The organism is Celerinatantimonas yamalensis, assembly GCF_046054155.1.
GTDB lineage: Bacteria > Pseudomonadota > Gammaproteobacteria > Enterobacterales > Celerinatantimonadaceae > Celerinatantimonas > Celerinatantimonas yamalensis.
The window spans coordinates 609986-626290 of sequence record NZ_JBEQCT010000002.1; the positions used below are offsets into that span (position 1 = coordinate 609986).

Annotated in this window: 17 protein-coding genes; 8 read left to right on the forward strand and 9 right to left on the reverse strand. The window is 45.4% G+C overall.

From position 1 onward, the window contains the following. Positions 1 to 36: 36 nt before the first annotated feature. The gene (locus ABUE30_RS07270; RefSeq protein ID WP_408623053.1) at positions 37 to 1344 is read right to left on the reverse strand and encodes a ferredoxin reductase family protein; all 1308 of its coding nucleotides are present in this window, start codon (positions 1342 to 1344) and stop codon (positions 37 to 39) included. 441 nt (positions 1345 to 1785) lie between these two features. Here ABUE30_RS07270 and ABUE30_RS07275 point away from each other — a divergent pair, with 441 nt between their 5' ends. Continuing rightward, positions 1786 to 2676 carry a LysR family transcriptional regulator gene (locus ABUE30_RS07275; protein WP_408623054.1) on the forward strand — a complete coding sequence of 297 codons (891 nt, stop codon included), beginning with the start codon at positions 1786 to 1788 and terminating at the stop codon, positions 2674 to 2676. Positions 2677 to 2702: 26 nt separating this feature from the next. Here the strand turns inward: ABUE30_RS07275 and ABUE30_RS07280 are convergent, their stop codons facing one another. The 4 genes from ABUE30_RS07280 to ABUE30_RS07295 form a co-directional block, all read right to left on the reverse strand. Next, on the reverse strand, positions 2703 to 2993 hold the full coding sequence (locus tag ABUE30_RS07280) for a YciI family protein (RefSeq protein WP_408623055.1): 291 nt from the start codon (positions 2991 to 2993) through the stop codon (positions 2703 to 2705). Positions 2994 to 3427: 434 nt separating this feature from the next. Continuing rightward, on the reverse strand, positions 3428 to 3988 hold the full coding sequence (locus ABUE30_RS07285; RefSeq protein WP_408623056.1) for an LbetaH domain-containing protein: 561 nt from the start codon (positions 3986 to 3988) through the stop codon (positions 3428 to 3430). 292 nt (positions 3989 to 4280) lie between these two features. Further along, entirely contained in the window at positions 4281 to 5732 is a 1452-nt protein-coding gene (locus ABUE30_RS07290; RefSeq protein WP_408623057.1) for a sensor histidine kinase, read from the reverse strand. Beyond that, positions 5725 to 6450 carry a response regulator gene (locus tag ABUE30_RS07295; RefSeq protein WP_408623058.1) on the reverse strand — a complete coding sequence of 242 codons (726 nt, stop codon included), beginning with the start codon at positions 6448 to 6450 and terminating at the stop codon, positions 5725 to 5727. The genes ABUE30_RS07290 and ABUE30_RS07295 overlap by 8 nt, the downstream gene beginning before the upstream one ends. Before the next feature lie 178 nt (positions 6451 to 6628). Here ABUE30_RS07295 and ABUE30_RS07300 point away from each other — a divergent pair, with 178 nt between their 5' ends. Then, positions 6629 to 7411, forward strand: coding sequence for a hypothetical protein (locus ABUE30_RS07300; protein WP_408623059.1), 783 nt, complete (start codon positions 6629 to 6631; stop codon positions 7409 to 7411). A 362-nt stretch (positions 7412 to 7773) separates the two neighbouring features. Here the strand turns inward: ABUE30_RS07300 and ABUE30_RS07305 are convergent, their stop codons facing one another. The 4 genes from ABUE30_RS07305 to ABUE30_RS07320 form a co-directional block, all read right to left on the reverse strand. Further along, positions 7774 to 7935, reverse strand: coding sequence for a hypothetical protein (locus tag ABUE30_RS07305; RefSeq protein WP_408623060.1), 162 nt, complete (start codon positions 7933 to 7935; stop codon positions 7774 to 7776). Between the two features lie 392 nt (positions 7936 to 8327). Next, positions 8328 to 9974, reverse strand: coding sequence for a chaperonin GroEL (groL, locus tag ABUE30_RS07310; RefSeq protein ID WP_408623061.1), 1647 nt, complete (start codon positions 9972 to 9974; stop codon positions 8328 to 8330). Between the two features lie 43 nt (positions 9975 to 10017). Then, a complete protein-coding gene (locus tag ABUE30_RS07315; protein WP_408623062.1) occupies positions 10018 to 10311 on the reverse strand; it encodes a co-chaperone GroES in 294 nt (97 codons plus the stop codon). Positions 10312 to 10512: 201 nt separating this feature from the next. Beyond that, positions 10513 to 10974, reverse strand: coding sequence for an FxsA family protein (locus ABUE30_RS07320; RefSeq protein WP_408623063.1), 462 nt, complete (start codon positions 10972 to 10974; stop codon positions 10513 to 10515). A gap of 177 nt (positions 10975 to 11151) precedes the next feature. Here ABUE30_RS07320 and tyrS point away from each other — a divergent pair, with 177 nt between their 5' ends. From tyrS to prmA, 6 genes are all read left to right on the forward strand, one after another. Continuing rightward, positions 11152 to 12432 (forward strand): tyrosine--tRNA ligase, encoded by a 1281-nt coding sequence (gene tyrS, locus ABUE30_RS07325; protein ID WP_408623064.1) that lies wholly within the window; start codon positions 11152 to 11154, stop codon positions 12430 to 12432. A gap of 48 nt (positions 12433 to 12480) precedes the next feature. Continuing rightward, complete coding sequence (locus ABUE30_RS07330; RefSeq protein WP_408623065.1) at positions 12481 to 12726, forward strand: DUF2498 family protein; 246 nt, start codon at positions 12481 to 12483, stop codon at positions 12724 to 12726. A 269-nt stretch (positions 12727 to 12995) separates the two neighbouring features. Beyond that, on the forward strand, positions 12996 to 13454 hold the full coding sequence (gene aroQ / locus ABUE30_RS07335) for a type II 3-dehydroquinate dehydratase (RefSeq protein WP_408623066.1): 459 nt from the start codon (positions 12996 to 12998) through the stop codon (positions 13452 to 13454). Positions 13455 to 13465: 11 nt separating this feature from the next. Next, on the forward strand, positions 13466 to 13924 hold the full coding sequence (accB, locus tag ABUE30_RS07340) for an acetyl-CoA carboxylase biotin carboxyl carrier protein (RefSeq protein ID WP_408623067.1): 459 nt from the start codon (positions 13466 to 13468) through the stop codon (positions 13922 to 13924). An 11-nt stretch (positions 13925 to 13935) separates the two neighbouring features. Next, complete coding sequence (gene accC / locus ABUE30_RS07345) at positions 13936 to 15276, forward strand: acetyl-CoA carboxylase biotin carboxylase subunit (RefSeq protein ID WP_408623069.1); 1341 nt, start codon at positions 13936 to 13938, stop codon at positions 15274 to 15276. A gap of 84 nt (positions 15277 to 15360) precedes the next feature. Then, positions 15361 to 16239: a 50S ribosomal protein L11 methyltransferase gene (gene prmA / locus ABUE30_RS07350; protein WP_408623070.1), complete on the forward strand. Its 879-nt coding sequence runs from the start codon at positions 15361 to 15363 to the stop codon at positions 16237 to 16239. The last annotated feature ends 66 nt before the right edge of the window (positions 16240 to 16305 follow it).

A 16305-nucleotide genomic window follows, 5' to 3' on the forward strand; every position in this document is an offset into this window, starting at 1 on the left:
GGTTCCCGAGCTATTAATAGATAACTTCACCTACGATTAACGCATCATAAATCGCTCATAATGGAATTGCTCCGCTACTAAGCCATATCTTTGCAGTTGTCTGGCTAACAGCTGGCCAAATTTCATGGGGCCAGAGAAGCTAACCGACACCTCACGCAAAGACACAACTTTAGCAATCTGCTCACCTTGAAGTACTTCGCCTAAATCATCACTGATGACATGCAAATTCACGCTGGGCAAATCACAAATTAGCTTTTCGATGATTTGAGTAAAATAGGTTTCGCTATGGCTGCGATGGCAATAATACAATTCAACGTTGTTGCGTTGATATTTGTCACTGCGCGCCATAACATATAACCACGCGATAAAGGGCACCACGCCAACGCCTGCGGCTATCCAAACTTGCCGCGGTTCTGGAGGAATATAGAATCGACCATACCCACCTTCCACACTCACTTGATGCAAGGTGTCAAAGGAACTAACTAAGTGAGTGGTATAATCACCTAACGCCTTAATGGCAAATTCAATGGTTTGGGCTGATTGATCGTAGTGCAACACGCTAAACGGATGAGCCGCTTCGCCATCATGAAAATTCAAGAAAGCAAACTGACCCGAGTGGTAGTCCATCTCGTGATCGAGGGCTATTTTTAAGTGCAATACGGGTGGCTTAACCTGTAAAGGTTCGATCACTTCAGCGCCTATAATATGCCCAGATACTCGCTTTGAAAGACCAATTCGACCACTGAATGAGAGCATTGCTGCAAGTACACCGGCCACACTCATCATCATAATCGCCATATCCATTGCAGCGGCTGGCCAGTTTAAATCCATAATAGTGATGCTGTGAAAAGCACCTGCAATAAATAGCGCTCCGGCGATTTTATGAATAAACCGAAAGTGTCGATAACTGACTAATTGGATTAGGCTAATGGCCGCAAAGATAACAAAGACATAAAAGGTATATTCCCCGACGATTTTGGATAAATGGGTCCAATTGATCCCAGGAACAAACGCATGTTGATGACGATGGAAACGCTCAATCCAGCCTAGGGAAATAAACCACTTATGCGACTCGATAATCGTCCAATGCAATACCAATGCGATTAAAGCGCCAATGCCTATTTGCTTGTGCAATGCATAACCATTGTCGAGCCCTTTGACTTTCGCCTCTACCCAAGACAATCGCAGCGCTAAGATCATCGATAAGGTCATACAAGTCAGCCCAATCATCCCCGTTAAAATCGTTAAATGATGCCACCAGAAAAAAAAACCCACTTCGGCAGAATAACCAAGTAATACCGTGGGTAACCATAACAAGGTCATCATCAATAACATCGTTTTCATTTCAAATACCGCCCTTGAAGTTAAGAGACCTCAGATGATGCGATAATGGGCTTAATGCTTAAAATTACAGCGATCATCCCACAAGTATAGGTGCTCTGGAGTGTGGTTGCGCGAATAAGACGATAAGACATTCCCCCCACTCATGAGCGGTTGACTGAGATAGCCACCAATAGTGATAAAAAATAACTCGGAGCGATTAGTCTGCAAAACAGTTGTCAGAAACATATGTTTTAAAAGCAAAACATTAGAGAAAAGTCGTTGTTAAAAACACGTTGATGGCAGCGAAGCTCACTTTGTTACTCAATCAGCTGGATAATGACGGCTAACCGCTGATGCCTTGCTCTTTTTAAACAGCATTGAAGCACGCTGCAACAAGGTATCATGGTGATATGAGACAATGTATCATGATCTAAACCTGCAGTAATGGAGCGTAACAGTGGCATGATCGACTCAATGAAAGCGTTTTGTATGGTCGTCGAAAAAAACGGCTTTCGCGCTGCGGCCAGTGAATTAGACATGTCGCCGGCGATGGTCAGCCGTCATATTGCTAAATTAGAATTTCAGCTAAAGACGCAGTTGCTCAATCGTAACACCCGCTCTATTACATTGACCGATGCGGGCCGCTTATTTTTAACGCATAGCACACAGCTGCTCAGTTTGTACGATCAATGCCTGCATCAGGTAACTAGCGCCAGCAAAACCGTCAGCGGTAATCTTAAAATCGGGATACCGCATTCGATTAGCCAATTGCATGTGATCCCTGCACTTGAAAAAATATATGCCGAGCACCCCAACCTCACTCTCGACATTATCGCCGGCAACCATAGTTTAGAGTTATTTAGTCACGGCTATGATTTGGCCATACACTGCGGGCCACTTCCTGACTCGATGATCTATTACAGTTTAATCGGCTATTGGCGCAAATACACCGTCGCTTCGCCGGCCTATTTGCAAGCACATGGCACACCTAAGCACCCTAGCGAGTTAGTCGATCACAATTGCTTGTTGCACTTTGATAATCGCACCCGAACTTGGGAATACCTCCTCGATGGAACGAGCCTGCAGGAGCCAGTTTTCGGTCAAGGACGCTTCAATAACAGCTTAGATTTATATCATATGGCACGCTCTGGATTAGGAGTTGCCTATCTCCCCGACTTTACCGTGGACAACGCGCTAGCAAATCAACAGTTGGTCAGCATTCTTGAACCTTTTATGCCGCCCCCCTTACCCATGTATATAGTGCATATCAACCCCAAGCCATCCAAACGCGAGCAAGTGATTATTGATTTGATCAAATCGTTGCCACTGGCCCGCGCCCAGGTGCCGTGCTAATCAACACCAGCGACAGGGAGAATGTGCTAGTTCAGCTGTAAGAAAGCTAGCTCAGGGGACGTTTTGGTGGGTGAAAAATCGGTGATCACATAGTCAGCCACCCCTTCTTGAATATAGGGATCATTGGCGATAATTTGTTCAAGTGTTTCTCGGGGCATCGCCTTGGCTAGAATGACACCACCCGTACGAGGAACCTTGCCCCCTGATGCCAGAAAAACACCCAGCGCATATTGCCGATCCAAGTGCGCTCGATGTGCCTCGGTGTATTGGTTCACTTTATTCAAATCACATACATAATTCAGATCGATGATATACATATCTAAAACTCCAATTATTCAATTAACGAGTAAAACTAAAGGGAGTTCTATATTAGGCAATATACTTCAGGATTCGAGCGCTCATCATGCAACAGTGCATTACAGATTGTGCAACAATGCACTCAGCACTGATTAGACCATCATCACAGAACTTATCGCTAGCATACGTTTATCAAAAAAAGGGCCGCTGTAAAAATATACAAACGGTTCTATCCCGCGCAGTGATTATGAAAATGAGCAAGCCACCTAAGCCAAGGTCCAACTCAAAACATAATCGTTGGCAAAACCTATGCCTTAGCAAAAAGTAAAAAATGACAAGCAAGTCACGCTCGCGCACCATCCAACTATTTACTTAAGGTTTGATGGCGATTGGCGTCAAGCCTACATCACTGATGCTAGTCTGCCAGCCGAGAATAAACACGACGAATCATAACTTATAGTTCATTCGCAATTTTCTTATAGCCTTCAACCAGCACATTATTTGCCGACACCACCGATTCAGAAAACTCAGAATATTGCGGTGGTACTTTAGAGATGCTGGATAGATCAAAATTAGCGCTCACATTGGTCATCGGCGGAATATGAAAGTTATCACTCAGATCAATGCTATCGACCACACAGTTGTGGCGAATAACACAGCCATTGCCAATACGCGTATTAAATACCACACTGTTAAATCCAACAAACACATCATCACCCACCACACAAGGGCCATGAACAATGCTGCGATGCGCAATCGATGAACGCGCCCCAATTTCAATCGCCGCACCCGCCTTTGAATGGATCACGACTCCGTCTTGAATGTTAGAATCGTGCCTGATAACAATCGGCTCAATCTCACCGGCTTCATCAACTTCATCGGCGCGGATTACTGCATATGGCCCAACGAACACATTGTCTTCAATAATCACATTGCCGCAAATAATTGCGGTCGGGTCGATAAAAGCACTTTGCGAGACCTGTGGGTAATGACCTGTCGGATTTTTTCTTAGCATAGCTTTTTTTTCCCATTATTTTGATAGTTACAATCAATCACAACTGCGCTGTGCGTTTGCAAACTCTCTGATACTCAGCTTTAAACCTGTCAGCATATAGAAATAGTAAATCTTGCAAGCAGCGTTTAAATAACGAGTTGCATCTTCGCAGAACATCAGCGTTTGTGCATTTAATTTCGTCAATGTAAAATCAGTCCACGACTATCTGCAATTCGGCTCATTGGATAAACATCGAGCTAAACTGGCCTGATAGCGATAGATCAATCGATTGGCCGCATCAAACGCTACTCGCTCAAGCCAGCGCAATCACGATACTCGCTTTAAGGCCTTGTGGCACATTGGGTTCAAGAGTTAGCCCACCGCCATAGGCTGTTGCTAAGGAGTGCGTAATTGAAAGCCCCAGGCCAATATTGGAGCTCTGCGTATCTCGGGCGGCATTGAGCCGAGTAAACGGTTTGACCACTTCTTTTAATTTATCTGCAGCAATCCCCACTCCATCATCGGCAACTTGAATACTTAAAGTATGTTGATCATGGCAAAACGACAGTGAGATGATCGCTGCATCACCGGCATACTGGATTGCATTATTTAACAAATTTTCAGTCATGCGGCGTACACTTAGCAGTGGAATAGCCGCACTCAGCGATGCAGCAGCTGAATACTGGATCACAATCCCTTTTTCATCGTACTCATCCACAATGGTTTGCAGCAAGCTGTCGACATTGGTCATCTGCCGCGCTTCTTTATTCGCATCATTTTTAGCAAACCGCATTGTTTCAGTCAGCATTTTATCCATGATTTGAATAGTGCGCAGCATTTGCTGTTTATCATCACTATTTTCAATAAACTCTAAACGCAAACGTAAACTGGTTAGCGGAGTGCGGAGGTCATGTGAAATAGCGGCTAACAGCTGGGTTCGCTCTTTAATATAATCGGTCACCTGCCCTTGCATGGTATTAAACGCCTGAATGGTTGGCACCAGATCGCGCGGCGCGTTCATACTCACCTCATCAACCTGTTTATTGCGGGCAAATGACAGCGCCGCCTGCCCTAATGCACGAATCGGTTGTAATGCGCGGCGAATGATCACTAAAGACACAAGAACGGTTGCACTCATCATCGCAATCAAGGCAATCAGAACGATAGGTGACCAATGCGTGATGCTGTTTTCAATCCCTGATGAAAAGTTAAGCCATTGTCCATCACTTAACAAGAGTGAACCATTCATCGTGGCGCTATATTGCTGAGCTTGTAGATGTTGTCCCCAGCGAGGGCGAGAGCGAGAGCGTACCATTCCGTCCATCATCGAGCTATTATTTGCACCCATCATACTTTGCGAGCGATGGTGCTCGGACAAATCCATCAGTGGGCGCTGAGATTGAGCAACTAGCAGTAAATGTGCTTTTTGAATGCCCTTTGCATAAAAGCTTTGCAATAATCGTTGCTCTGCCGCACTTGGCGGCTTGGTTTGATCCACCTGCGCCGAAGCGCTTAACGACAGACGCAGATCAGAGCTACTACTCGCTTGAATAATTGAGTCATGCAAGCGCTGTGGTGTTTGCTCCAAGGTCTCAGCCACCGAGGCAATCCGCTGCATCGCGGCGGTAATCGACAGCTCATTGAGGCGCTTGGATTTGTCATATGAGAGCAAGTACAGCGTCAAAACAAAACTTAACGCAAACCCCACCAATAAGATCCAAGCAATCTGGTGAATCAACTTTTGACGCTGATACCAATTAACCATGCGACACCTCACAGCTAAATTGATACCCCCCACCCCAAATCGTTTTAATCAATTTGGGCTGTTTGGGATCTTGCTCGATCTTTTTTCTCAAGCGGCTAATCAGCGTGTCAATAGCACGATCATAGACATCGGCACCACGCCCTTGCACTAAGCGCAGTAGATCATCCCGGCTTAAGACAACATGCGGATGCGATAAAAAAGCGACCAAAAGGGTAAATTCAGTGGACGTTAACGTCACTAAAGTATCACTCGGGTCTTTGAGCTCGCGGGTGGTTGCATTAAGATGCCAATGCGCAAATTCATAATGGATTGGGCTTGTGGATAGTTGCTCATCAACATTAGGGATTGCAAAATAGCGCCGCAGAACCGATTTGATCCGAGCCAGCAGTTCTCGCGGATTAAAAGGCTTAGGTACATAATCATCAGCGCCTACTTCTAACCCGATGATTCGATCAATATCTTCACCTAGCGCAGTGAGCATAATAATCGGAATGTGACTTTGGCTGCGGATCTCCCGGCATAAGGTGATTCCATCCTTGCCCGGCAACATCAGATCTAAAATCAGCAAGTCAAAATGTTCTTTTTCCATCCGTTGGTACAACTGCTCACCATCAGCCGCGGTTGACACGCGCAGCCCATGCTGACACAAAAATCGTTGCAGTAAGTCACGAATATCTTTGTGATCATCAACCACCAAAATATGGTAAGTCTTTTCCATTTCAACCTCTTCAGCACGATTCTCTGGGTTAACTATATCCGTCAAGCTTTAAAAAGTGTGACAAAGTTTGTCAGTAGATAGTATTGTCACGTTTTGTCAGAAAAGAATTCAATTGCGACACACATCATCAAGTAATTCTTGCTGTAATAGCCTCAGACACAGCAAAAGGATATACCTTATGAAACATTTAACCAAAGTCGCCATCGTCATTGCCGCAGTAATTGCATCTGCCAGCGCCTATGCACAATGGGGCAGCCAGCAGCCAGCCAACGGTAATACGCAGCCGATAACTAGCCCTCGAAATGGCGAGCAAAACCAATCAACATGGCCATGTGGACAAGGCGCGGGCATGGGGCAATACCGACACAATGCTCAGGGTATGGGTCAGCACATGTACCGCTATTCCCAAAACATGGGGCAATACCGACAGGGCAACGCTCAAGGCATGGGCCCCAATAACCAAGGTCAGCAGAACATGGGGCAATACCGACAGGGCAACGCTCAAGGCATGGGCCCCAATAGCCAAGGTCAGCAGAACATGGGGCAATACCGACAGGGCAACACTCAAGGCATGGGCCCCAATAGCCAAGGTCAGCAGAACATGGGGCAATACCGACAGGGCAACACTCAAGGCATGGGCCCCAATAGCCAAGGTCAGCAGAACATGGGGCAATACCGACAGGGCAACACTCAAGGCATGGGCCTCAATAGCCAAGGTCAGCAGAACATGGGGCAATACCGACAGGGCAACACTCAAGGCATGGGCCCCAATAGCCAAGGTCAGCAGAACATGGGGCAATACCGACAGGGCAACACTCAAGGCATGGGCCCCAATAGTCAAGGTCAGCAGAACATGGGGCAATACCGACAGGGCAATAAAATGCCAAACAATATGGGTATGGGCCAACAGGTACTCCCAATACCGAGCAATAACTCAACACCATCGAACACATCTGAGTAGATACTTAATCACCAAGCAGAATCACTCTGCTTGGTGAATTCCACATATAAGATCCGATATCTAATTAATAAACTCTCACATTTAAGATATTAGAAAAAGAAAAATCATACAGAACCCCAAGTCGTATATAAAACTAGTCGTAGATCGACCCCGCGGGCTATTAAGAGAGATTTTCGGTTAACGTGCGACGACCATGATATCGCCACTAAGTGAAGAGGTATTATCTAGTTGCAACATATGATTGATCAGATTGCCACACACCATATGGTGGGAGTTCATATTCACCAAATAAAGGAACTGGGGTTGATGTTGTGGAGTGGGAATATTAACCGTTGATCGCTGAACTTCAGCACTAAATGAGCTCAGTGCGGTTTTTTCATATTGTCAAATCGGCTCACTAACTGAATATCGTATTGATAGACAGTTGGCACCCCTTCGCGACCCGTGAATTCAATCACCAGAAAACAATCATCACTCATTTCTGCCAAGTTAATCGAGAAATTAAGGCGACCAATTGCAGCCATCCGTACGCTCTTTAACTTGAAACCATATACATATAATAACAGTCAGTTATAATAACAAGATTATCATTAAAAGCATGGAAGATATCGCTTAAACTCATTTAAGACCAACGACATTGATACACAAACTTACGCTGCAAGCACCTCACCAGTCCCATCCAAGCTATACCCGCGATGTCATGGGAGCCGTCAATGTTACGATATCCATCGAGACTTCAATTAGTTGAGTGACGTCTGATTGTTGAAGGTCTTGGTAATTGGGCATCTATCCTTAGCACATGATTGATATTGAATACTGCATAAACAAAAACCATTAAAAAACCCCGCAGCTTGCGCTTGCGGGGTTTTAAATTGGATGAAACCTAAAAGAGAAGGTTTCAGGCGTAAGGCGTGACTTACATCATGCCGCCCATACCGCCCATTCCACCCATACCACCCATATCAGGTGCAGATGATCCATCTTTTTGTGGTTTGTCAGTGATCATACACTCGGTAGTGATCATCAGACCGGCCACAGAACCAGCAAATTGCAGTGCGCTACGAGTCACTTTAGTTGGGTCAAGAATACCCATTTCCAACATGTCACCGAACTCTTCAGTGCCCGCGTTGTAACCAAAGTTACCATTACCTTCTTTCACTTTATTAGCAATGACTGAATCTTCTTCGCCCGCGTTGCGAACGATTTGACGCAGTGGAGATTCCATTGCACGCAGTGCTAGACGGATACCAACAGTTTGGTCTTCGTTGTCACCAACAAGTTCGCTGAGTTTAGCTGCAACACGAATCAGTGCCACACCACCACCAGGGACCACCCCTTCTTCAACAGCTGCGCGAGTTGCATGTAACGCATCTTCTACGCGTGCTTTTTTCTCTTTCATTTCAACTTCAGTCGTTGCACCAACTTTGATAACCGCAACACCGCCAGCTAATTTAGCGACACGTTCTTGCAGTTTCTCTTTGTCGTAATCTGAAGAAGTTTCTTCGATTTGTGCACGGATTTGACCAACACGCGCTTCAATCGCAGCTTGATCACCCACACCGTCGATGATGGTTGTGCTGTCTTTGTTGATCACAACACGTTTCGCACTACCTAAATCTTCAAGAGTTGCTTTTTCAAGATCCAAACCAACTTCTTCGCTGATCACCGTACCGTTAGACAAGATAGCGATATCTTGCAGCATTGCTTTACGACGATCACCAAAGCCTGGCGCTTTAACAGCAGCAACTTTAACAATACCACGCATGTTGTTTACAACTAGCGTTGCTAAGGCTTCGCCTTCAACATCTTCAGCGACAATCAGAAGTGGTTTACCTGATTTAGTCAAACTTTCAAGCAGTGGTAACAGTTCACGGATGTTAGAGATTTTTTTATCAACTAACAGAATGAATGGGCTTTCTAATTCAACACTACCGCTTTCTTGGTTGTTGATAAAATAAGGGGATAGGTAACCACGGTCAAACTGCATCCCTTCAACAACATCAAGTTCATCTTCAAGGCCTTGGCCTTCTTCAACAGTGATAACGCCTTCTTTACCAACTTTATCCATCGCTTCAGCGATCAAGTTACCAACAGTAGAGTCAGAGTTAGCAGAGATAGTCCCAACTTGAGCAATCGCTTTACTGTCAGCACATGGTTGAGATAATTTTTTAAGTTCAGCAACCGCTGCGATAACGGCTTTGTCGATACCACGTTTAAGATCCATTGGATTCATGCCTGCAGCCACTGCTTTTAGGCCTTCATTAACAATAGATTGAGCTAAAACGGTTGCGGTTGTGGTACCGTCGCCCGCTGCATCGTTTGCTTGTGATGCAACTTCTTTCACCATTTGTGCGCCCATGTTTTCGAACTTGTCTTCTAGTTCGATCTCTTTCGCAACAGTTACACCATCTTTAGTGATGGTTGGCGCACCGAATGATTTATCCAATACGACATTACGACCTTTAGGGCCTAAAGTTACTTTTACGGCATCTGCCAGAATGTTCACACCATTGAGCATTTTGGTGCGAGAATCGTTTCCGAATTTGACGTCTTTAGCTGCCATTGTTCAAAATCCTTCGCTAGTTAAAATTAAAATCGACTTAAATTTAAGCTTCTACGATTGCCAGAATATCTGACTCGCTCATGATCAGGACTTCTTCACCGTCCAATTTCTCGGTTTTAATACCGTAGCCATCGTTAAAAATCACCAGGTCACCGATTTTAACAGCCAGTGGTTTCACATCACCATTGTCCATGATGCGGCCGGTACCGACAGCAATCACTTCACCACGAGTGGATTTTTCGGCTGCAGAACCTGTAAGAACGATACCGCCAGCAGATTTACTTTCTTGTTCTTTGCGCTTAACGATGACGCGATCATGCAACGGACGAATGCTCATTGCTTAGTCTCCTTTAAAAACACAGCGTGTTACGTGTTGTTTATGTTTATTTAAGGATAAACGCCAAACCATAGTGGCCAAGAGTCTATCCAAAGTAAAAACTCTTATGTGTCAATTTAAATGGGGCCGCATTTTCCAGTTCCAAGGGGCGAGAACAACTTTTTTCGATCTTTTTTTAAAAACGAACGAAAGCGCGAGCCATTAATTCAAGCGATCATGATCATCACTGTCGCGGCGTTGATACTCACCATCAAAGGTGTGACCACCACCCGCACCATTCCCAGGGCCATTAGGCGGGGTTTGAAATTTAATGAGGCTCGAATTCAAAAGGCGTTTGGCAAAGTAGCGGCGCACGGGTGGAATTAATATAATCATCCCGCACAGATCAGTGATGAACCCAGGCATAATCAAACATGCCCCAGCGATAATTAACATGATGCCTTCAACCACTTGCTGCGCAGGTACTTTACCTTCATTAATTTTTTGTTGAGCCTTAAAGGCCGTTTGTATCCCTTGGCTACGCACTAATGAAGCGCCAATCAGCGCACTTAGGATGGTTAACCCAATCGTCGGGATAGCCCCGATCACGGCACCAACGTTGATCAACACATATAACTCTGCCGTTGATAAGCCCGCAATCAAGATAAATAAGTATAAGAACATGCGCTCCTCCTTTTGTTTCGCGCTCTTATCACTATGGAGGCGAATGGTTACCTTTTAAAGCGTTATAGGGGTAATTCGTTATATAGAATCGACGAAGTGATGTATTTACCACAAAACAGTGTGTAAAATCGGCAGTCATCTTTGATTGTTAGTGACATAAATAGAACAGGTTGAATCATGACGACAACAAACGAATTATTGGCCGATCTTGCGGCCCGCGGGTTAATTAATCAATGCACTGCCGATGAGGCGTTAGCAGAACACCTTAACACAGGCTCCCGCCGTTTGTATTGTGGCTTCGATCCAACCGCTGATAGCTTACATATCGGCTCATTGGTTCCGTTGCTAACGCTGCGCCGTTTCCAGCTAGCTGGCCACAAACCCTATGCATTGGTCGGCGGCGCGACCGGTTTAATTGGCGACCCAAGTTTTAAAGCCACCGAACGCCAACTCAATACCAAAGATGTTGTCGACAACTGGGTCAGAAAGCTTAAAGCACAGGTCAGTCGTTTTATTGATTTTGATGAGTCAGACAGCTCTGCTGAAGTAGTTAATAACTATGATTGGACTGGCAACGTCAACATTATCGATTTTCTGCGTGATGTGGGTAAACATTTCAGCATCAATGCAATGATCAAAAAGGAATCGGTGCAACAGCGCATCGATCGTGATGACTCGGGGATCTCTTTCACTGAGTTTAGCTATATTTTATTGCAATCGTATGATTTTGCAGAGCTTGCCAATACCCAAGATATTAGTTTGCAGATTGGCGGCTCCGATCAATGGGGCAATATCACCGGTGGGATCGATCTCGCGCGGCGGATGTATCGCAAATCAACCTTCGGTTTGACCATGCCGCTGGTCACCAAATCAGATGGCACTAAATTTGGTAAAACTGAAAGTGGTACCATTTGGCTGGATCCCGCGAAAACATCACCTTACGCATTCTATCAATTCTGGATCAACACCGCTGATGCTGATGTGTATAAGTTCCTGCGTTATTTCACCTTTTTGTCGATTGAACAAATCGAGCAAATCGAAGCTGACGATGCGAGCGCGCAAGGCAAACCTCAAGCGCAAGGGATCTTAGCCCGTGAAGTCACCCAGTTGGTTCATGGTAAAGAAGGTTTAATTTCAGCACAACGCATTACTGATGCACTATTTTCCGGTGATCTGTCAGATTTAAGTCAGAGCGATCTGGAACAGCTCGCCCTAGATGGCCTTCCTGCAACGCAGGTCATGGGCGATAGTGCAAATTTAGTCGACTTACTCACCCAAACAGAGCTAGCTAAATCAAATAAAATGGCGCGTGAGTTTATTAGTAATGGCGCAGTGGCACTTAATGGTGAAAAACAAAGTGATGTGAGTGGCGAAGTCGCCAAAAAGGATGCGCTATATCAACGCTATACACTGCTCAAACGTGGTAAAAAGTTATTCGCATTACTTATTTGGAAATAATCAACAGGGCATCTAGGATGCCCTGTTGTATATATTAAAGGGGTTGATATGGAAAAACAGCTAATCAGCATGCAAGAGCTCGTCAAATTGGCGAATGAGGCACTGCACAGCAACGACGACTATATTCATGGCGTCGAAGTACACGAAGCTGTACAGACTCCTGACTGTATTGTGTTTAAAGGTGAAAACTTTTTAGATGAACAAGGCTTGCCAACTGGCAAAAGTATGGCTGCATTTAACCTTTATAAATGGTTAAGCTATCAGTTTTCTGACTTATATACTGTACAACCCTAACATGCTATTGGCCCTAGCAGCTACGGCTTGCTGTTGGGGCCATCCATTCAATGCACGCATTCCTATCTCAACGATAACGACACCATCCTTCTCACCTTGATCATTGCTATTCGATAATTTTGATGAATATCACTATAATATTGCGGTTATTTTACAAGAAATTTAGCTTATCTTGAAAAATATGATATAAATTAGATCTCAGTTAGAGATAATTGCGTAATAATGATAAATTCGTTGTCACAGACACAAATATGAGGTTTTCGGCGAAGATGACTGATAAATTCCGGGTATTAGCGATCAATGGTCCCAATTTAAATTTGTTGGGAAAACGAGAGCCAGATATCTACGGCCATCAAACACTTGCCGATATCGCAACGCAATTAGATCAACAAGGACAATCCTTGGGCATGGAACTGGAGCATTTTCAGTCCAACCATGAAGGAGCGATTGTCGACCGCATCCATCAAGCGATGGGCGTGGTTGACTTTATTATTATAAATCCAGGCGCATTCACCCATACGAGTGTCGCCCTGCGTGACGCTTTGTTAGGCGTTGCTATTCCGTTTATTGAAGTCCATCTATCGAACATTCATGCTCGTGAGCCTTTTCGCCAACACTCCTATCTGTCGGATAAGGCGGTTGGGGTGATCTGTGGATTAGGTGCCCAAGGGTACCTATTTGCCTTAGATGCAGCGGCAAATCGATTGCGTGTATTAAAGAACAGTTAAAAGAGAGCAACATGGATATCCGTAAAATCAAAAAATTGATCGAGCTGGTTGAAGAATCCGGTATTTCTGAACTTGAAATCACCGAAGGTGAAGAGTCAGTTCGCATTAATCGTTATTCAAGCTACCCTGCGCAGCCGGCTGTATATAACCTTGCTCCGCAACAACCTTATGCGGTACCAGCTGCCACTTCAGCCGCAGCCCCTGCAGCAGAAGTTGTGGTGCCTACTGAACCAACCGGTCATACCGTTCGCTCGCCAATGGTCGGTACCTTCTATCGCTCGCCATCACCGGAAGCAAGTTTGTTTGTTGAAGAAGGTCAACATGTCAATGTCGGCGATACGCTGTGCATTATCGAAGCCATGAAAATGATGAATCAAATTGAAGCTGACAAATCCGGAACCGTCACTCGCGTTCTGGTCGACGACGGCCAACCAGTTGAGTTCGACGAACCGCTATTCATCATTGAATAAAAGAGGCTATTATGCTCGATAAAGTTGTCATCGCGAACCGCGGCGAAATTGCGCTGCGGATCTTGAGGGCCTGTAAAGAGCTGGGAATCAAAACCGTAGCGGTCCATTCCACAGCTGACCGGGAACTTAAACATGTTTTGCTTGCTGATGAAACCGTCTGTATTGGTGAGGCTGCAGCAACTAAAAGTTATCTGAATATTCCGCGCATTATTGCCGCTGCAGAAGTCACCGATGCTGTCGCGATCCATCCCGGTTATGGTTTTTTGTCAGAGAATGCTGAATTCTCCGAAATGGTCGAAAAAAGTGGCTTTATCTTCATCGGCCCAAAAGCTGAAACCATTCGTTTGATGGGTGATAAAGTATCAGCGATTGCATCGATGAAAAAAGCAGGTGTTCCCTGTGTGCCCGGCTCTGATGGCCCGTTAACCGACGATAATCAGCGCAATATCGCCATCGCCAAACGCATTGGCTATCCAGTGATTATCAAAGCTGCCGGTGGTGGTGGTGGCCGTGGGATGCGCGTGGTACGCGAAGAGAAAGAGCTGGCCAAAGCTATTGAGCTCACTCAAGCCGAAGCGGGTGCCGCATTTGGTAATAGTGTCGTTTATATGGAAAAGTATCTGGAAAATCCACGCCACGTGGAAATTCAAGTGCTTTCCGACGGTCAAGGCAATGCTATCTATCTGGGCGAACGTGACTGCTCAATGCAACGTCGTCACCAAAAAGTGGTTGAAGAAGCACCGGCACCAGGTATCACAGCGGATATGCGTCGCTATATTGGTGAGCGTTGTACCCGAGCCTGCGTTGAAATCAACTACCGCGGCGCTGGCACATTTGAATTCTTGTATGAGAATGGTAACTTCTATTTCATTGAAATGAATACTCGTATTCAGGTTGAGCATCCTGTCACTGAAATGGTTACTGGCGTCGACTTGGTCAAAGAGCAACTGCGAATTGCCGCTGGCCAGCCACTGGCGATTAGCCAAGACGAAGTCAAAATCACGGGGCATTCTATTGAGTGTCGGATTAACGCCGAAGACCCTGAGACATTCATTCCGTCACCGGGCACCATTGATATGTTCCATTCACCAGGCGGCTTAGGTGTGCGTTGGGATTCACATATCTATGCGGGTTATACCGTACCACCATACTATGACTCCATGATCGGTAAACTCATCACCTATGGTGAAAACCGTGATATTGCGATTGCACGGATGAAAAATGCGCTCTCCGAGCTGGTTATTACTGGAATTAAAACCAACATTCCGTTACAACTGCTGATCATGGAAGATGAAAATTTCCACAATGGTGGCACCAACATTCATTACCTTGAGAAGAAACTCGGTTTATAAGCGCTGAGTATTCAATCATGTTAAAATCGGCTCTGCCTGAGCAATCAGGCAGAGCCGATTTATTTTCGTTATGCAGGAGTGAGCATGCCTTGGATCCAACTTAAAATTAATGCAACCCAGAGTACCGCCGAACCCATCGGTGACCTATTAATGGACTTAGGGGCTCAAGCTGTTACCTTTTTAGACCGTCACGATATCCCCGTGTTTGAACCTAAACCTGGTGAAACACTATTATGGGGTGATACCGATGTACAAGGCCTCTTCCCTGCCGATACCGACATGCAGCCCGTCTTAACTATTCTAAAAGATGCACAGCTTATCAACGCGCATAACTATCGCTTCGACCCGCTTGAAGATAAAGACTGGGAGCGCGAGTGGATGAAAAATTTCAAACCGATGCGCTTTGGCGAGCGGTTATGGATCTGCCCAAGCTGGTTGCCCATCCCAGAGCCAGATGCGGTGAATGTGATGCTCGATCCTGGTCTTGCCTTTGGCACAGGGACTCATCCAACTACAGCGCTATGCTTGGAATGGCTAGAAGGGCTTGATCTGCGCAATAAAACTGTCGTCGACTTCGGCTGCGGTAGCGGCATCTTAGCCATTGCCGCATTAAAATTAGGGGCAAAACGGGTTGTGGGGATCGATATTGATCCACAAGCACTGCAAGCTAGTCATGATAATGCCCAGCGCAACCACGTTGACGATAAGCTCGAACTTTACCTGCCACAGAACCAGCCAAGTGACTTTAAAGCCGATGTAGTGGTCGCCAATATTTTAGCGGGCCCACTTAAAGAGCTCTGTGACGTGATCTGCGGCTATGTTGATGACAATGGTAGTTTGGCACTCTCTGGGATACTCAATGAACAGAGCGAAGCGGTCAGCGATGTATACCGTACAAAAATCGACCTTGACCCAGTCACTTCTCGGGAAGACTGGTGTCGAATCAGCGGGAAACGGGCTTAGGGAGAAATTCCATGCCAAAAAGTGAGCAGAAAATCTAGTCATTTTTATAAAAAATGTTCAAATAAT